This is a genomic window from Myxacorys chilensis (assembly GCF_059505265.1).
This window is the reverse complement of sequence record NZ_JCACKG010000094.1, coordinates 183,373-197,494: the sequence shown is the minus strand read 5'-3', so window position 1 is coordinate 197,494 and position 14,122 is coordinate 183,373. Positions and strand designations below refer to the sequence as shown.

General features: G+C 50.6%; 26 protein-coding genes. All 26 read left to right on the top strand.

The annotated features are described in order from the left end of the window. Positions 1-5: 5 nt before the first annotated feature. The 26 genes from rplD (at position 6) to truA (ending at position 14,104) form a co-directional block, all read left to right on the top strand. Positions 6-638 carry a 50S ribosomal protein L4 gene (gene rplD, locus AC5JLB_RS06940; RefSeq protein WP_495873105.1) on the top strand — a complete coding sequence of 211 codons (633 nt, stop codon included), beginning with the start codon at positions 6-8 and terminating at the stop codon, positions 636-638. Next, positions 628-933, top strand: coding sequence for a 50S ribosomal protein L23 (locus tag AC5JLB_RS06935; RefSeq protein ID WP_495696692.1), 306 nt, complete (start codon positions 628-630; stop codon positions 931-933). The genes rplD and AC5JLB_RS06935 overlap by 11 nt, the downstream gene beginning before the upstream one ends. A gap of 21 nt (positions 934-954) precedes the next feature. After that, positions 955-1,818: a 50S ribosomal protein L2 gene (rplB, locus tag AC5JLB_RS06930; protein WP_495696693.1), complete on the top strand. Its 864-nt coding sequence runs from the start codon at positions 955-957 to the stop codon at positions 1,816-1,818. Between the two features lie 18 nt (positions 1,819-1,836). Further along, complete coding sequence (gene rpsS / locus AC5JLB_RS06925) at positions 1,837-2,115, top strand: 30S ribosomal protein S19 (RefSeq protein WP_495696694.1); 279 nt, start codon at positions 1,837-1,839, stop codon at positions 2,113-2,115. Positions 2,116-2,125: 10 nt separating this feature from the next. Further along, a complete protein-coding gene (gene rplV / locus AC5JLB_RS06920; protein WP_495696695.1) occupies positions 2,126-2,488 on the top strand; it encodes a 50S ribosomal protein L22 in 363 nt (120 codons plus the stop codon). Between the two features lie 32 nt (positions 2,489-2,520). Then, entirely contained in the window at positions 2,521-3,273 is a 753-nt protein-coding gene (gene rpsC, locus AC5JLB_RS06915; protein WP_495873104.1) for a 30S ribosomal protein S3, read from the top strand. A gap of 88 nt (positions 3,274-3,361) precedes the next feature. After that, positions 3,362-3,793, top strand: a complete 432-nt coding sequence (gene rplP / locus AC5JLB_RS06910) for a 50S ribosomal protein L16 (RefSeq protein ID WP_495873103.1) — start codon at positions 3,362-3,364, stop codon at positions 3,791-3,793. A gap of 3 nt (positions 3,794-3,796) precedes the next feature. Next, positions 3,797-4,009 (top strand): 50S ribosomal protein L29, encoded by a 213-nt coding sequence (gene rpmC / locus AC5JLB_RS06905; protein WP_495873102.1) that lies wholly within the window; start codon positions 3,797-3,799, stop codon positions 4,007-4,009. Positions 4,010-4,025: 16 nt separating this feature from the next. Continuing rightward, complete coding sequence (gene rpsQ, locus AC5JLB_RS06900; protein ID WP_495873101.1) at positions 4,026-4,274, top strand: 30S ribosomal protein S17; 249 nt, start codon at positions 4,026-4,028, stop codon at positions 4,272-4,274. 17 nt (positions 4,275-4,291) lie between these two features. Further along, entirely contained in the window at positions 4,292-4,660 is a 369-nt protein-coding gene (gene rplN, locus AC5JLB_RS06895) for a 50S ribosomal protein L14 (protein ID WP_495696700.1), read from the top strand. After that, a complete protein-coding gene (gene rplX, locus AC5JLB_RS06890) occupies positions 4,660-5,007 on the top strand; it encodes a 50S ribosomal protein L24 (protein ID WP_495696701.1) in 348 nt (115 codons plus the stop codon). Before rplN ends, rplX begins: the two co-directional genes overlap by 1 nt. Positions 5,008-5,067: 60 nt before the next feature. Continuing rightward, positions 5,068-5,613, top strand: coding sequence for a 50S ribosomal protein L5 (rplE, locus tag AC5JLB_RS06885; RefSeq protein WP_495873100.1), 546 nt, complete (start codon positions 5,068-5,070; stop codon positions 5,611-5,613). Positions 5,614-5,634: 21 nt separating this feature from the next. Next, positions 5,635-6,036, top strand: coding sequence for a 30S ribosomal protein S8 (rpsH, locus tag AC5JLB_RS06880; RefSeq protein WP_495873099.1), 402 nt, complete (start codon positions 5,635-5,637; stop codon positions 6,034-6,036). Between the two features lie 74 nt (positions 6,037-6,110). Next, complete coding sequence (rplF, locus tag AC5JLB_RS06875) at positions 6,111-6,659, top strand: 50S ribosomal protein L6 (RefSeq protein ID WP_495873098.1); 549 nt, start codon at positions 6,111-6,113, stop codon at positions 6,657-6,659. A 3-nt stretch (positions 6,660-6,662) separates the two neighbouring features. Continuing rightward, positions 6,663-7,025 (top strand): 50S ribosomal protein L18, encoded by a 363-nt coding sequence (gene rplR, locus AC5JLB_RS06870; protein WP_495873097.1) that lies wholly within the window; start codon positions 6,663-6,665, stop codon positions 7,023-7,025. 13 nt (positions 7,026-7,038) lie between these two features. Next, positions 7,039-7,560: a 30S ribosomal protein S5 gene (rpsE, locus tag AC5JLB_RS06865; protein ID WP_495696706.1), complete on the top strand. Its 522-nt coding sequence runs from the start codon at positions 7,039-7,041 to the stop codon at positions 7,558-7,560. 59 nt (positions 7,561-7,619) lie between these two features. After that, positions 7,620-8,072 (top strand): 50S ribosomal protein L15, encoded by a 453-nt coding sequence (gene rplO, locus AC5JLB_RS06860; RefSeq protein WP_495873096.1) that lies wholly within the window; start codon positions 7,620-7,622, stop codon positions 8,070-8,072. A 165-nt stretch (positions 8,073-8,237) separates the two neighbouring features. Then, on the top strand, positions 8,238-9,542 hold the full coding sequence (gene secY, locus AC5JLB_RS06855; protein WP_495696708.1) for a preprotein translocase subunit SecY: 1,305 nt from the start codon (positions 8,238-8,240) through the stop codon (positions 9,540-9,542). Next, positions 9,542-10,090, top strand: coding sequence for an adenylate kinase (locus AC5JLB_RS06850; protein ID WP_495873095.1), 549 nt, complete (start codon positions 9,542-9,544; stop codon positions 10,088-10,090). The genes secY and AC5JLB_RS06850 overlap by 1 nt, the downstream gene beginning before the upstream one ends. Before the next feature lie 191 nt (positions 10,091-10,281). Beyond that, on the top strand, positions 10,282-10,512 hold the full coding sequence (gene infA / locus AC5JLB_RS06845; protein ID WP_026148794.1) for a translation initiation factor IF-1: 231 nt from the start codon (positions 10,282-10,284) through the stop codon (positions 10,510-10,512). A 101-nt stretch (positions 10,513-10,613) separates the two neighbouring features. Further along, positions 10,614-10,727 carry a 50S ribosomal protein L36 gene (rpmJ, locus tag AC5JLB_RS06840; RefSeq protein WP_162424848.1) on the top strand — a complete coding sequence of 38 codons (114 nt, stop codon included), beginning with the start codon at positions 10,614-10,616 and terminating at the stop codon, positions 10,725-10,727. A 139-nt stretch (positions 10,728-10,866) separates the two neighbouring features. Further along, positions 10,867-11,250, top strand: coding sequence for a 30S ribosomal protein S13 (rpsM, locus tag AC5JLB_RS06835; protein WP_495873094.1), 384 nt, complete (start codon positions 10,867-10,869; stop codon positions 11,248-11,250). 111 nt (positions 11,251-11,361) lie between these two features. Further along, positions 11,362-11,757 (top strand): 30S ribosomal protein S11, encoded by a 396-nt coding sequence (rpsK, locus tag AC5JLB_RS06830; RefSeq protein ID WP_495873093.1) that lies wholly within the window; start codon positions 11,362-11,364, stop codon positions 11,755-11,757. Between the two features lie 127 nt (positions 11,758-11,884). Then, entirely contained in the window at positions 11,885-12,823 is a 939-nt protein-coding gene (locus AC5JLB_RS06825; RefSeq protein WP_495873092.1) for a DNA-directed RNA polymerase subunit alpha, read from the top strand. 71 nt (positions 12,824-12,894) lie between these two features. Beyond that, a complete protein-coding gene (gene rplQ / locus AC5JLB_RS06820; RefSeq protein WP_495873091.1) occupies positions 12,895-13,245 on the top strand; it encodes a 50S ribosomal protein L17 in 351 nt (116 codons plus the stop codon). Positions 13,246-13,252: 7 nt separating this feature from the next. Beyond that, positions 13,253-14,104: a tRNA pseudouridine(38-40) synthase TruA gene (gene truA / locus AC5JLB_RS06815; RefSeq protein WP_495873090.1), complete on the top strand. Its 852-nt coding sequence runs from the start codon at positions 13,253-13,255 to the stop codon at positions 14,102-14,104. Positions 14,105-14,122 lie beyond the last annotated feature (18 nt).

The window sequence follows — 14,122 nt, the reverse complement described above, 5'->3', positions numbered from 1 at the left end:
GAGACATGGTGGATTGTGTAGTCAAAGATTGGCAGGGAGCCGAGAACGGTACGGCGTCGTTTGAACTCAAAGTGGCGAGAGAAGAAACCGCGAAAAGTGTGGTTCATCGCGCCTTGGTTCGTCAGTTAGCTAATGCTCGTCAAGGAACCGTTTCGACCAAGACTCGCGCTGAAGTGCGCGGAGGCGGACGGAAGCCTTGGCGTCAGAAGGGGACAGGTCGCGCTCGTGCTGGATCGAATCGTTCTCCGCTATGGCGGGGCGGCGGCGTTATCTTTGGACCAAAACCCAGAGACTACTCGCTGAAGATGAACCGCAAAGAGCGGAGACTGGCGTTGAGAACTGCCTTTCAGAGCCGAGTCGAGCAGTTGATTGTGGTAGAGGATTTCGCCTCCAACCTAGCGCGTCCCAAAACAAAAGAACTGGTTGGAGCATTGTCTCGCTGGGGCATTGAGCCAGAATCGAAAGTGCTAATGATTGTCGCAGAGCGCAACGAGAATGTGTATCTCTCGGCTCGAAACGTCGCCAATCTCAGACTAATTTCAGCAGACAACCTCAACATTTTTGATTTGCTCCACGCAGATCATATTGTGGCAACAGCGTCTGCGATCGCGAAAATTCAGGAGGTTTATGGTGACTGAACTCGACCCCCGCAACCTAGCGGATATTATTCGTCGCCCCATTATTACGGAGAAGGCCACCCGCTTGCTGGAACTCAACCAATACACGTTTGAAGTTCCTCCTAAAGCGAAAAAGCCTGAAATCAAAGCGGCAGTCGAATATCTATTTGATGTGAAAGTGACGGGCGTAAGTACGATGCTTCCTCCTCGCAAAAAGCGTAGAGTCGGTAAGTACCAAGGGTTTAAGCCTCAGTACAAGAAAGCGATCGTCACGCTTGCCGAAGGCAACTCAATTACACTATTCCCCGAAGTATAAATTCTCAGAGAGTAACCAGTTATGGGTATCCGAAGTTATCGACCCTACACCGCTGGCACACGAGAGCGCAGCGTTTCTGACTTTGCGGAAATTACAAAGTCAACCCCTGAAAAGTCTTTGACCATCTCTAAACATAGACATAAAGGGCGTAACAATCGCGGTGTTATCACCTGTCGCCATCATGGGGGCGGACACAAACAGCTTTATCGCATCATTGATTTCAAGCGAGACAAGCGCAATATGCCCGCAAAGGTTGCTGCTGTTGAGTATGATCCCAACCGTAACGCTCGTCTCGCGCTGCTGTTTTACCAAGATGGTGAGAAGCGCTATATCATTCATCCCGCCGGATTGAAGGTGGGTACAACGATTCAGGCGGGTGCGGATGCGCCCATCGAAGTGGGTAACGCGCTACCGTTGGAAAAGATTCCTCTCGGCACAATCGTTCATAATGTCGAGCTTCAGCCCGGCAAAGGCGCTCAGATGGTGCGCGCGGCTGGGGCACAGGCTCAAGTGGCGGCGAAAGAAGGCGACTATGTGACGCTGAAACTACCTTCAACTGAAGTTCGGATGGTGCGTAAAGAGTGTTACGCCACGATCGGACAAGTCGGAAATTCAGAACATCGCAACATTAGCTTGGGTAAAGCGGGTCGAACTCGTCATAGAGGTCGCCGTCCTCAAGTTCGCGGAAGTGTGATGAACCCTGTGGATCACCCACATGGTGGTGGTGAGGGACGCGCTCCAATCGGTCGTCCGGGTCCTGTAACTCCTTGGGGTAAACCGACCTTGGGTGCGAAGACTCGCAACAAGAAAAAGCTTAGTAGTGCGCTGATTGTGCGTCGTCGTCGGAAGACCTCGAAGCGTGGACGTGGCGGACGGGAATCGTAATTTAGGGAGACTGTAAATATGGCACGTTCACTAAAGAAGGGTCCGTTCGTTGCAGACCACTTGATGAAAAAGGTTGAGGCAGCCAGAGCAAAGGGCGATAACCAGGTGATCAAAACTTGGTCTCGTGCTTCAACAATTCTGCCTCAGATGATTGGATTGACGATCGCGGTCCACAACGGTCGTCAGCATGTTCCGGTATTTGTATCCGAACAGATGGTTGGGCACAAATTAGGTGAATTCGCGCCGACTCGGACATTCCGGGGTCATGCAGGCGGCGATCGCAAGGCGCGTCGATAGGAGATAAATTATGGCAACTCAAACAGCAGGAGAAGTAAAAGCGATCGCACGATACATCCGCATGTCACCGTTCAAGGTGCGGCGGGTACTCGATCAAATTCGAGGGCTATCGTACCGTGAAGCGCTAATCATTCTCGAATTTATGCCTTATCGCGCCTGCGAGCCGGTTCTCAAGGTGCTGCGATCGGCGGCAGCAAACGCTGAACACAATGAAGGCTACAACCGTGCCGATCTGATCGTCAGCCAAGCCTTTGCTGATCAAGGACCTGTCCTCAAGCGATTTCGACCGAGAGCGCAAGGACGCGCCTACCAAATTCGCAAGCCGACTTGTCACATCACAGTGGCAGTGATGCCTGGTGCTTCCGATTCATAACCGTTCTTTACTGCGTTTCTGAGGACATATTTGTGGGACAAAAGATTCATCCAAATGGTTTTCGGCTTGGGATCATTAAAGATCACCAGTCCCGTTGGTTCGCGGATGCAGAGCGCTACCCTGATCTATTGCAAGAGGATTACAAGATTCGCGAGTTCTTCACCAAGAATCCGAAAAATCTTGACAACTTGAAGAAGCCGGGAATCTCTGAGATTCGGGTTGAGCGTAAAGCCGATCAAATCGATCTCGAAATTCGCACCTCGCGTCCTGGCGTTGTTGTCGGTCGTGGCGGTGCTGGGATTGAAGTGTTGCGCACCAACTTGCAAAACGCATTAGGCGACAGCGATCGCGCCATCCGAATCAACGTCGTTGAAGTCGCTCGCGTTGATGCTGATGCTGCCCTAATCGGGGAGTACATTGCTGAGCAGCTAGAGCGGCGGGTTTCCTTTCGACGTGTGGTTCGCCAAGCGATTCAACGCGCTCAGCGGGCTGGCATTGAAGGGATCAAGATTCAGGTTAGTGGTCGTTTGAATGGGGCTGAGATTGCGCGTCCTGAATGGACTCGTGAGGGCCGCGTTCCGCTACACACCCTGCGGGCTGATATCGATTACGCGTACTGCACTGCCGCCACAATCTATGGCACGCTTGGCATTAAGGTGTGGGTCTTTAAGGGTGAAATTATTCCTGGACAAGAGCGAGTTGAAGAAGCGCCGACCAACCAACAGCCGCGTCGTCGCCAACAGCGTCGTCGTCAGCAATTTGAAGACCGATCAAACGAGGGATGAGGGATGAAGGATGAGGGATGAGAGATAAATTCTTTCGACCTTCTATTCTGCATCTCGCCTCCTGACTCTTATTCATTGGTATCGAGTCATGTTAAGCCCAAGAAGAACAAAATTCCGCAAACAACAGCGCGGTCGGATGGCAGGATTGGCAACACGCGGCAGTGATCTGAACTTTGGAGATTTCGGATTGCAGGCGCTAGAGCCATCCTGGATTACCGCTCGTCAGATTGAAGCGGGTCGTCGTGCGATGACTCGTTACATCCGTCGCGGCGGAAAAATCTGGATTCGCGTCTTTCCCGACAAACCTGTAACCGCACGCCCTGCTGAAACCCGGATGGGTTCTGGTAAAGGTGCGCCCGAGTTCTGGGTTGCCGTCGTCAAGCCCGGTCGGATCTTATTTGAAATTGCAGGCGTGCCCGAAGCAACCGCTCGGGAAGCGATGCGCCTTGCCTCGTTCAAAATGCCGATCAAAACTAAATTTATTGTTCGTCAACAAATTGAAGCCACGGAGGAGTCCTAACTTATGTCTCTTCCCAACGTTGAAGATGCAAGAAAACTAAACGACGAAGAACTTTCTGAGCAAATTTTGGCCTCGAAGCGAGAGCTATTTGAGCTGCGGATGCAGAAAGGGACTCGTCAGCTCGAAAAGCCGCACCTGTTCAAACACGCCAAGCACCGCTTAGCTCAGTTGTTGACAGTTGAACGCGAACGACAGTTGAAACAAGGCGAGAGCTAAACGGAGTCGAAACCCAATGGCAGTGAAAGAAAGAGTTGGCTTAGTTGTCAGCGACAAAATGGATAAAACCGTAGTGGTTGCCGTGGAAAACCGCGCTCAACACCCTAAATACGGAAAAATCATGGTTCGGACAAAGCGCTATAAAGTGCACGACGAAGAAAACAAATGCAAAATGGGCGATCGCGTCCGTATTCTGGAAACTCGCCCTCTGAGCCGTACTAAGCGCTGGGCTGTTGCCGAAATTCTAAGCAGTTCCAAGATCTAAGGTCGCCGGAGGCGGACATGATTCAACAAGAAAGTTACTTAAATGTGGCAGACAACAGTGGCGCACGCAAACTGATGTGTATCCGCGTGGTGGGCGGCGGTAATCGCCGTTACGCTGCCGTGGGAGATGTCATCGTCGCCGTTGTCAAAGATGCCCTACCCAATATGGCCGTCAAAAAATCGGATGTGGTCAAAGCCGTGGTCGTGCGAACGAAAAAAACCATTCGTCGCGACAGCGGCATGAGCATTCGGTTTGATGACAATGCTGCCGTGATTATCAACCAAGACGGCAACCCCAGAGGCACCCGTGTCTTTGGTCCGGTTGCGCGTGAATTGCGCGATAAGAACTACACCAAAATCGTTTCCTTGGCTCCGGAGGTGCTGTAATGGCGACGAAAAAGAAGACCGTCACCCGTCACAGAATGCATGTGAAAAAGGGCGACACGGTGCAAGTGATTGCAGGTAACGATAAAGGCAAAGTCGGTGCGATCGAAGAAGTGTTTCCCAAAACCAGCAAAGTGCTGATCAAAGGGGTAAACGTCAAAACAAAGCACATTAAGCCTCAAGGCGAAGGTGAATCCGGGCGGATTGAGACCCTAGAGTTTCCGATTCATAGTTCCAATGTGATGCTGTATTCCGAGAAGCAAAAGGTCAGAAGTCGCGTCTGCTACACCTTTACTGAAGACGGCCGTAAGGTGCGAATGCTGAAGAAAACCGGCGAGATCATTGACTAACTTCAGCCCCGATACTCTCTATAGCTCCCTGACCAAGCCCAGGGAAAGGATTAAATCAGTATGGCGACAGGACTAAAAGCGATCTACCAAGATAAGGTCGTTCCAACGATGATGGAACAGTTCAATTATGCGAACATCCATCAGGTTCCGAAGCTCGTGAAAATCACGGTGAACCGGGGTTTGGGAGAAGCCTCCCAAAATGCCAAGGCGCTAGAAGCTTCGGTAGCAGAAATTGCAACCATTACAGGGCAAAAGCCAGTCGTAACCAGAGCCAAAAAAGCGATCGCTGCGTTTAAACTCCGCGAGGGAATGCCCGTCGGAGTCATGGTGACATTGAGAAGCGATCGTATGTATGCCTTTATGGATCGCCTGGTGAATCTTGCCTTACCTCGCATTCGCGACTTTCGCGGCATCAGTCCGAAAAGTTTTGACGGTCGAGGAAACTATACGCTCGGTCTGAGAGAACAGTTGATTTTCCCAGAAATCGAATACGACAGTATTGATCAGATTCGCGGCATGGACATTTCAATCATCACCACTGCAAATACTGACGAAGAAGGTCGTGCCCTGCTCAAGGAATTGGGTATGCCTTTCCGGGACAACTGATGCAGCATCACAGAGGAAACTATGGCAGTTAACGACACAATTTCAGACATGCTGACGCGCATCCGCAACGCGAGCTTGGCGCGGCATCAAACGACGGAGATTCCGGCAACTCGCATGACTCGCAGCATTGCCCAAGTGCTAAAAGCAGAAGGATTTATTGGCGACGTTGAGGAAGTTGGCGAAGGCGTCAAGCGCAACATCGTCCTCACCCTCAAGTACAAAGGCAAAACCCGCAAGCCGATCATCACTGCCTTGAAGCGTGTTTCCACTCCAGGACTGCGAGTGTACTCCAACACCAAGGATTTGCCGCGCGTGTTAGGCGGCATTGGCATTGCGATCGTCTCTACGTCAAGCGGCGTGATGACTGATCGCGACGCTCGACGGTCGGGTGTGGGTGGCGAAGTCCTCTGCTATGTCTGGTAAAGCAGGTTGTTGTCGCAGTTTACTAGAGCAACCATAAAAGAAGTCAGCAGAAACAGTCAAAAGAGGAATCAGCTATGTCTCGGATTGGAAAACGTCCTATCCCCATTCCCGCCAAAGTAACGGTCACGATCGACGGGCAACACGTTACGGTCAAAGGACCGAAAGGTGAACTCTCACGGGTTTTGCCTCCTGAAGCCATTGTTGCGATGGAAGGAGAAACGGTTACGGTGACTCGCCGTGATGAATCTCGCGCCGCTCGTCAGCGTCACGGATTGTGTCGCACCTTAGTTGCCAATATGGTAGATGGCGTATCTCAAGGCTTTCAGCGCAAGCTTGAAATTCAAGGGGTTGGCTATCGTGCGGCCGTTCAAGGAAAAAACTTGAATCTCAATATGGGGTACAGCCATCCTGTGTTGATCGAGCCACCAGACGGCATTCAATTTGTAGTTGAAAACAACGTCAACGTCACGGTGACCGGAATCGACAAGGAAATTGTTGGTAACACTGCCGCTAAGATTCGTGCCGTTCGTCCGCCTGAACCGTATAAAGGCAAAGGCATTCGCTATGCGGGTGAAGCGGTCAGACGCAAGGTTGGTAAGGCTAGTGGTAAAGGGAAGAAGTAAACTATGAAATTAAGTCGTCGAGATTCTGTTCGTCGTCGTCACAGCCGCATTCGCCGTTCCCTCTCTGGCACACCGGAGCGTCCCCGGATGGCTGTATTTCGGTCTAATCAGCACATTTATGTGCAGGTGATTGACGATGTAGCTCAAAGTACATTGGTTTCTGCTTCTACAGTCGATAAAGACCTTAAGGAGAAGCTGGAATCGGGTTCAAACTGCGATGCTTCAGTAGCAGTAGGCAAACTAATTGCTGAGCGAGCGAAGGCAAAGGGGATTGATCAAGTCGTGTTTGATCGGGGCGGAAACCTGTATCACGGTCGTGTGAAAGCGTTAGCAGACGCCGCTCGTGAAGCGGGCTTAAATTTCTAGGAGAACTTGAATCATGGCAAAGGCTAGAAAAGAAAAGCGCACCCGTGAAAAGGAAAGCGACTGGCAAGAGCGCGTTGTGCAGATCCGTCGGGTGACTAAAGTGGTCAAGGGTGGTAAAAAGCTCAGCTTCCGTGCGATCGTCGTGGTCGGAAACGAGCGCGGTCAAGTCGGCGTTGGCGTTGGCAAAGCGGCAGACGTGATCGGCGCAGTGAAGAAAGGCGTGGCTGACGGCAAGAAGCACTTGGTTGAAGTGCCGCTCACCAGAGCCAATTCGATTCCTCACCCTGCGACTGGTGCAGGCGGCGGTGCGAAAGTGATGATGCGCCCAGCGGCTCCAGGTACAGGGGTAATTGCTGGGGGTGCGGTACGCACAGTGCTTGAGTTGGCTGGTGTAAAGAACATTCTCGCAAAACAACTCGGTTCTGATAATCCGCTCAACAACGCTCGTGCAACGGTCACGGCGTTGGATAATCTGCGTACCCTCCAGGATGTGGCTGAAGAGCGCGGCATTCCGGTTGAGAATCTCTATGGCTAGAGCGCATCAGCAAAGGCGTTAACCCATCCGTTTATAAACACTTACCCGAAGCGAACATCATGAGAATAGAAGATGCTCAACCCCAAGAGGGGTCAACAAAGCGCGGTCGTCGGGTCGGTCGAGGAATCGCAGCAGGACAAGGGGCAAGCTGCGGTTTTGGTATGAGAGGTCAGAAATCCCGTTCTGGTCGCCCGACTCGCCCTGGATTTGAAGGTGGACAAACGCCGCTCTATCGTCGTTTGCCCAAGATGAAGTATTTCACCGTCGTTAACCCGAAGGTGTACTCGATCGTCAATGTTGAAGATTTGGCTGAGTTACCTGCTAATGCTGAAGTCACCCTAGAATCATTGCTTGAAGCGGGAATTTTGACGAGCGATCGCGCTCCGCTTAAAGTTTTGGGGAACGGCGATCTGTCTGTAGCGCTGAAGGTGAGAGCGGCAGCATTTACATCTGGTGCTCGCGCTAAAATTGAAGCAGCAGGCGGAAGCTGTGAAGTTGTGACTGGAGCATAATTTCACCTAACTCTAAGACACCCCTTAAAATGTGCGTGGTGAAGTCGTCCTTCTGTGCCGTTCTGGTTGAGGGACGTTTTGCCGTTCTAAGATTATTTCATCTGCAATTCTGTTAATCGTACTGTCATTAAGAACATTCAAATTAATGTAAGAGGTACACCCTTCATGGTCGTTAGTCGAGATAAAACGCCCAGTGCACAGGAAACCTTTGCTCAAATGGCACAAGCCTCTGGGCTAAGAGGTCGTCTCCTGTTGACGATCGGGGCACTCATCCTGGTTCGTTTAGGAATCTTCATTCCGATTCCGGGCATCGATCGCGCGGCATTTTCTGCCAGCATTGCCAGTAATAGCGCTTTGGGCTTCTTGGACTTGTTTGCAGGCGGCGGTCTGAAAACCCTCGGTATTTTTGCCCTCGGTATTCTGCCGTTTATTAACGCATCGATTATTCTACAATTGCTCACGGCTGCCATTCCTGCTCTCGAGGACTTGCAGAAGAATGAAGGTGAGGCCGGACGCCGCAAGATTTCCCAAATTACACGTTATGTCGCCGCCGCTTGGGCTGTTATTCAAAGCACGCTGCTGACCGTCGGCTTGCTCAAGCCATTTGCAGAACAGTGGGGACCTGCTTTCGTTGTTGAAACGGTTCTGGCACTTTCCGCTGGCTCCATGTTTGTCATGTGGATTGGCGAACTGATTACAGAACGCGGGATTGGCAACGGGGCGTCACTGCTGATTTTCTTAAACATTGTCTCGTCGTTGCCGCAGTCGCTAGGAAGGACCTTCGACTTGGCGCAGACGGGCGATCGCACCATTGTTGGGGGTATCGTCGTTCTGTTGCTCGTCTTCCTGGCAATGGTTGTTGGCATCGTTTTTGTTCAAGAAGGCACTCGCCGGATTCCGATTATCTCGGCTCGTCGTCAGGTTGGGCGTCGCCAATATATGGAAAGAAGCAGCTATTTACCATTGCGCCTCAACCAAGGCGGCGTGATGCCAATTATTTTTGCCTCTACCGTTCTGACGCTACCTGCGTTGATCGCCAACTCATTTAGAAATAACGTCACGGTTGCCCAGTTTGCTAATTTCTTCAGCCCAACATCTTGGTTCTACAACATTCTGTATCTTGTAATGATCTTGTTCTTCAGTTATTTCTATGCGTCGCTGGTCGTTCAACCAGAGGACATGTCGAAGAACTTAAAGAAAATGGGGTCAAGCATTCCGGGGATTCGTCCTGGAAAGGCGACAACAGAATATATTGAGCGTGTTTTAAACCGTTTGACCTTCTTGGGTGCTATCTTCTTAGGGGTCGTCGCGATCGTTCCAACGGTGATTGAAACTGCAACGAAAGTCCCTACATTTCAGGGCTTTGGAGCAACCTCACTGTTGATCTTGGTAGGGGTGGCGATCGATACGGCGAAACAGATTCAAACCTATGTGATTTCTCAGCGATATGAAGGAATGGTGAAACAATAGTGGCGCGACTGATTTTTCTAGGACCACCGGGAGCCGGAAAAGGCACACAATCGAAAGTCTTGGCAGACTCTCATTTGATTCCGCACATCTCGACCGGAGAAATTTTGCGGGAGGCGGTGACGGGCCAAACGCCGCTAGGCATGAAGGCTCAACGCTATATGGAACGGGGTGAACTTGTGCCTGACCAACTAGTTGTTGACCTGATTCAAGAGCGGCTAGATAAGCCCGATACTCAGTCTGGTTGGATTCTCGATGGTTTTCCTCGAAATGTCATTCAAGCTCAGATCCTAGACTTTATTCTGAGTAAGCTCAGTCATGACTACGATCGCGTGATCAATCTCGACGTTCCGGATGAGACGCTGGTAGCTCGGTTGCTCAGCCGTGGTCGCAAGGACGATAACGAAGAGGTGATTCGGCGGCGTCTGGAGGTCTATCGCGATCAAACGGCTCCTCTAATCAGCTATTACGAGTCTCGTGAAAAGCTCGTGACAGTCGACGGTAATCAGTCGATGGAGGCTGTTTCCTCGGCACTGAACAATCTCGCTTAAAGTCTCGCTTAGAGTTGAAATAGAAATCAAACTGGCTAGGAAGCAACATTCTTAGCCAGTTTTTGATTGAGCATCGCATCATTTTTGAGTACGGACATCCCGAATGTTGAATCACTGCTGAAAATCAATTTAATGATCTACACTCAAATAGGGTATGATTTGACCCCAACTGTCTTTGGAGGAATTTCCGTTTGTCTAAACAAGATTTAATTGAGATGGAAGGTACGGTTGTTGATTCCTTGCCCAACGCGATGTTCCGCGTTGATTTGGACAATGGATTCAATGTCCTTGCTCACATCTCAGGTAAAATTCGTCGTAACTACATCAAGATTCTTCCTGGTGATCGCGTCAAAGTCGAACTGACGCCCTACGACCTCACAAAAGGTAGAATTACTTATCGCCTCAAGAATAAAGGCAGATAAACGCTCCATCATCACAAAATATGCTAGATAGCAAGATATCTTTGACAAATGCTATAAAAAATTGTTAGGATGCTGTGTTTGTAGTGTTGCCGGAATTAGGCATGAAAGTTCGAGCATCAGTCAAACCAATTTGTGAAAAATGCCGCGTCATTCGTCGTCGCGGTCGCGTCATGGTGATTTGCTCTAATCCTAAGCACAAACAGCGTCAAGGTTAGGCAGTCAAAGATTAGTCGCCTGTTGCAAGAAGGAGTTGCTCTTGCAGCAGGCGCTTCGAGTTGTTCACAGAGTGTTGTTCACACAATTTTAAGTGTTGTTCACACGATTTAAGTCATCACACGTTAGGGAGATACGAGCGTGGCACGGATTGCCGGGGTAGACCTGCCTCGCGATAAGCGGGTTGAAATTGGTCTGACATATATTTTTGGAATTGGACTTACACGCGCCCACGAAGTAATCGCAAAAACAGGCGTTAACCCAGATACTCGCGTGAAGGATCTGAGTGATGCTGACGTTGCGGCGCTTCGGGAAGCGGTTGAAGGCGGCTATCAGATTGAAGGGGATTTGCGACGATTTGAATCGTTGAACGTCAAGCGATTGATGGACATTGGATGCTATCGCGGTCGTCGTCATCGAATGGGTTTACCAGTACGAGGTCAAAGAACCCGGACAAATGCCCGGACTCGTCGCGGCGGTCGTCGCACCGTTGCCGGTAAGAAGAAAGCACCAGGTAAGAAATAACGGATGGCTGCCACAGGACGCCTTTTATGAGTCTGGCTTGTGGCAGCTTTCCCTGAGTTTATAGAGAAACAATTCAACATTTTCCTCGATCGACGTACTTGAGAATTTGACATGGCAAGACAACCAGCACGGAAAACGGGACCGCGTAAGGCAAAGAAAAATGTGCCGAGCGGTGTAGCGCATATTCAGTCCACCTTCAACAATACGATCGTGACCATTTCGGATGTTCAAGGAGAAGTGATCTCTTGGGCATCCGCTGGGTCAAGTGGTTTCAAAGGAGCGAAAAAAGGGACGCCATTCGCGGCTCAAACCGCCGCTGAAGCTGCCGCTCGTCGAGCGATGGATCAGGGAATGCGCCAACTTGAAGTCATGGTGAGCGGACCTGGTGCAGGACGAGAAACTGCGATCCGGGCATTGCAGGGATCTGGGCTAGAAATCACTCTGATTCGCGATGTTACCCCCATTCCGCATAACGGTTGCCGTCCGCCCAAACGTCGTCGAGTCTAAGGATCGCCCGTTGCAAAAGGGCTGACCGTGTTTGTTTTATTTTGCTGATATTGAGCAGCGAAACTCAGTTTCGGAGTCATAACAGAGGGCGTTGACCCTCGCAACGAAGGAAAAGGGAGGTTACTCCGTGGCACAGTTTCAGGTTGAATGTGTAGAGTCTAGTTCAGAGAACGACCAGAGCCAATATAGCCGATTTGTGTTAGAACCCCTCGATCGGGGTCAAGGAATGACCGTTGGTAATGCGCTGCGTCGAGTGCTGCTTTCTAATTTAGAAGGCGCTTCGGTGACCGCCATTAGAATTGCAGGCGTCACTCACGAATTTGCGACCGTTCCAGGCGTTCGAGAAGATGTGTTAGACATCATGCTGAACATGAAGAAGTTGGTGTTTAAAACCTTTTCTTCCCAGCCTCATATTGGTCGCTTATTGGTGCAGGGTCCGGCGACAGTGACCGCCGAGCAGTTCGATGTGCCCTCGGAAATTGAGATTGTTGATCCTGATCAATACATCGCCACTCTTTCCGCTGGGGCAACCCTGGAAATGGAGTTTCGGATTGAGAAAGGAAAAGGCTATCGCGGCGTCGAGAAAATTCGCGATGAAACGGCGATGGACTTTCTGCAAATCGACTCTGTATTTATGCCAGTGCGGAAAGTAAACTACAGTGTTGAAGATGGTCGGATCGGCGGAACGCTTGAAAAAGACCGCTTGATCATGGAAATCTGGACAAATGGCAGCATGACTCCGCAAGAAGCGCTAAGTCAAGCCGCTAATATTCTGGTCGACCTATTTAATCCTCTTAAGGATATTACCTTTGAGCCATCAGATGATGACTCGGCTTCAGACGACCATCCTGAAAGCCAAATTCCGATCGAAGAGTTGCAGCTTTCAGTTCGAGCTTACAACTGTCTCAAGCGGGCTCAGATCAACTCGGTTGCTGATTTACTTGACTACAGCCAAGAAGACTTACTGGAGATTAAGAACTTCGGTGCAAAGTCAGCTGAGGAAGTCGTCGAAGCGCTCCAACAACGGTTGGGCATTACCCTTCCTCACTCGAAGTCGGCAAGCTAGGACTGAGGGATCAAGAAGCTTTCTCCGTCCCAATTTTTCACATCCTGTTCACATTCATCACACCAAATCTCATGCGTCACCGTTGCCGAGTCCCCATGTTGGGCAGACCTGCGGATCAGCGCAAAGCACTCCTACGAGCGCTTACAACTGAGCTGATTCGCAATGGTCGAATTACTACGACCAAAGTTCGTGCTAAAGCTGTCCGCTCTGAAGCGGAAAAAATGATTACGTTGGCGAAAGACGGTTCTTTGTCAGCTCGTCGTCAGGCGATGGGCTATATCTATGACAAGCAGCTTGTTCATGCTCTGTTTGAGCAAGCACCGGAACGTTACGGTACTCGCGAGGGCGGCTACACTCGAATTTTAAGAACGGTGAGTCGTCGCGGTGACAACGCGGACATGGCAATCATTGAATTGACCTAACTGCACTATGAAATCGATGCCTCAGCCAACGACTCAGAGAGTTGCCTTAGTAATTCAATACTTGGGCACTCGATTTCATGGTTGGCAACGGCAACCGAATCAGCGCACGGTGCAAGAGGAGATTGAGCAGGCGATCGCATCAATGGTTAACTACCCAGTTGTCATCCATGCCGCTGGTCGAACTGATACAGGCGTTCATGCAGCAGCACAAGTGGCTCACTTTGATGTCGTATCTCAAATCCCGGCGCATCGTTGGGCGAGTGTGATCAATGCTCGACTGCCAGACGATATCTTGATCCGGGCTTCTGTCGAGGTAGAGTCTACCTGGCACGCTCGATTTTCCGCCTCTTGGCGGCGGTATCGATATACTCTCTATACCGATCCGCGTCCGAATTTATTTGTGCGATCACAGGCGTGGCATTACTACTATGAGCCGATCAATGAGACGATCATTCAAAAGGCTCTTGATCCGCTAATCGGTCGGCATCATCTGGCGGCATTTCACCGCGCCGGGTCGAGTCGCCCCCACTCGTGGGTCGATGTGCAAGAAGCAATCTGTCAGCGCGACGGCTCATTTGTGTATATCGAAGTGCAAGCTAGTGGATTCTTGTACGGCATGATGCGGCTTTTGATTGGTCTGCTAGTGCAAGTCGGACGAGGAGCGCTGTCACTGAGTGAGTTTACTCGGCTGTGGACAGAGCAATGTCGAGAAGAGGTCAAATATGCGGCTCCCGCTCAAGGATTATGTCTTTTACGAGTGGGATATCCTGACACGCCATTCTCGCCAGACATCTGGTTTGACACGCAGCCAAAGCTTACCTTACCGTCTGTCACCTCGCCCAAATATTGCCTCACCTAATTCAACTTCAACCTGAAA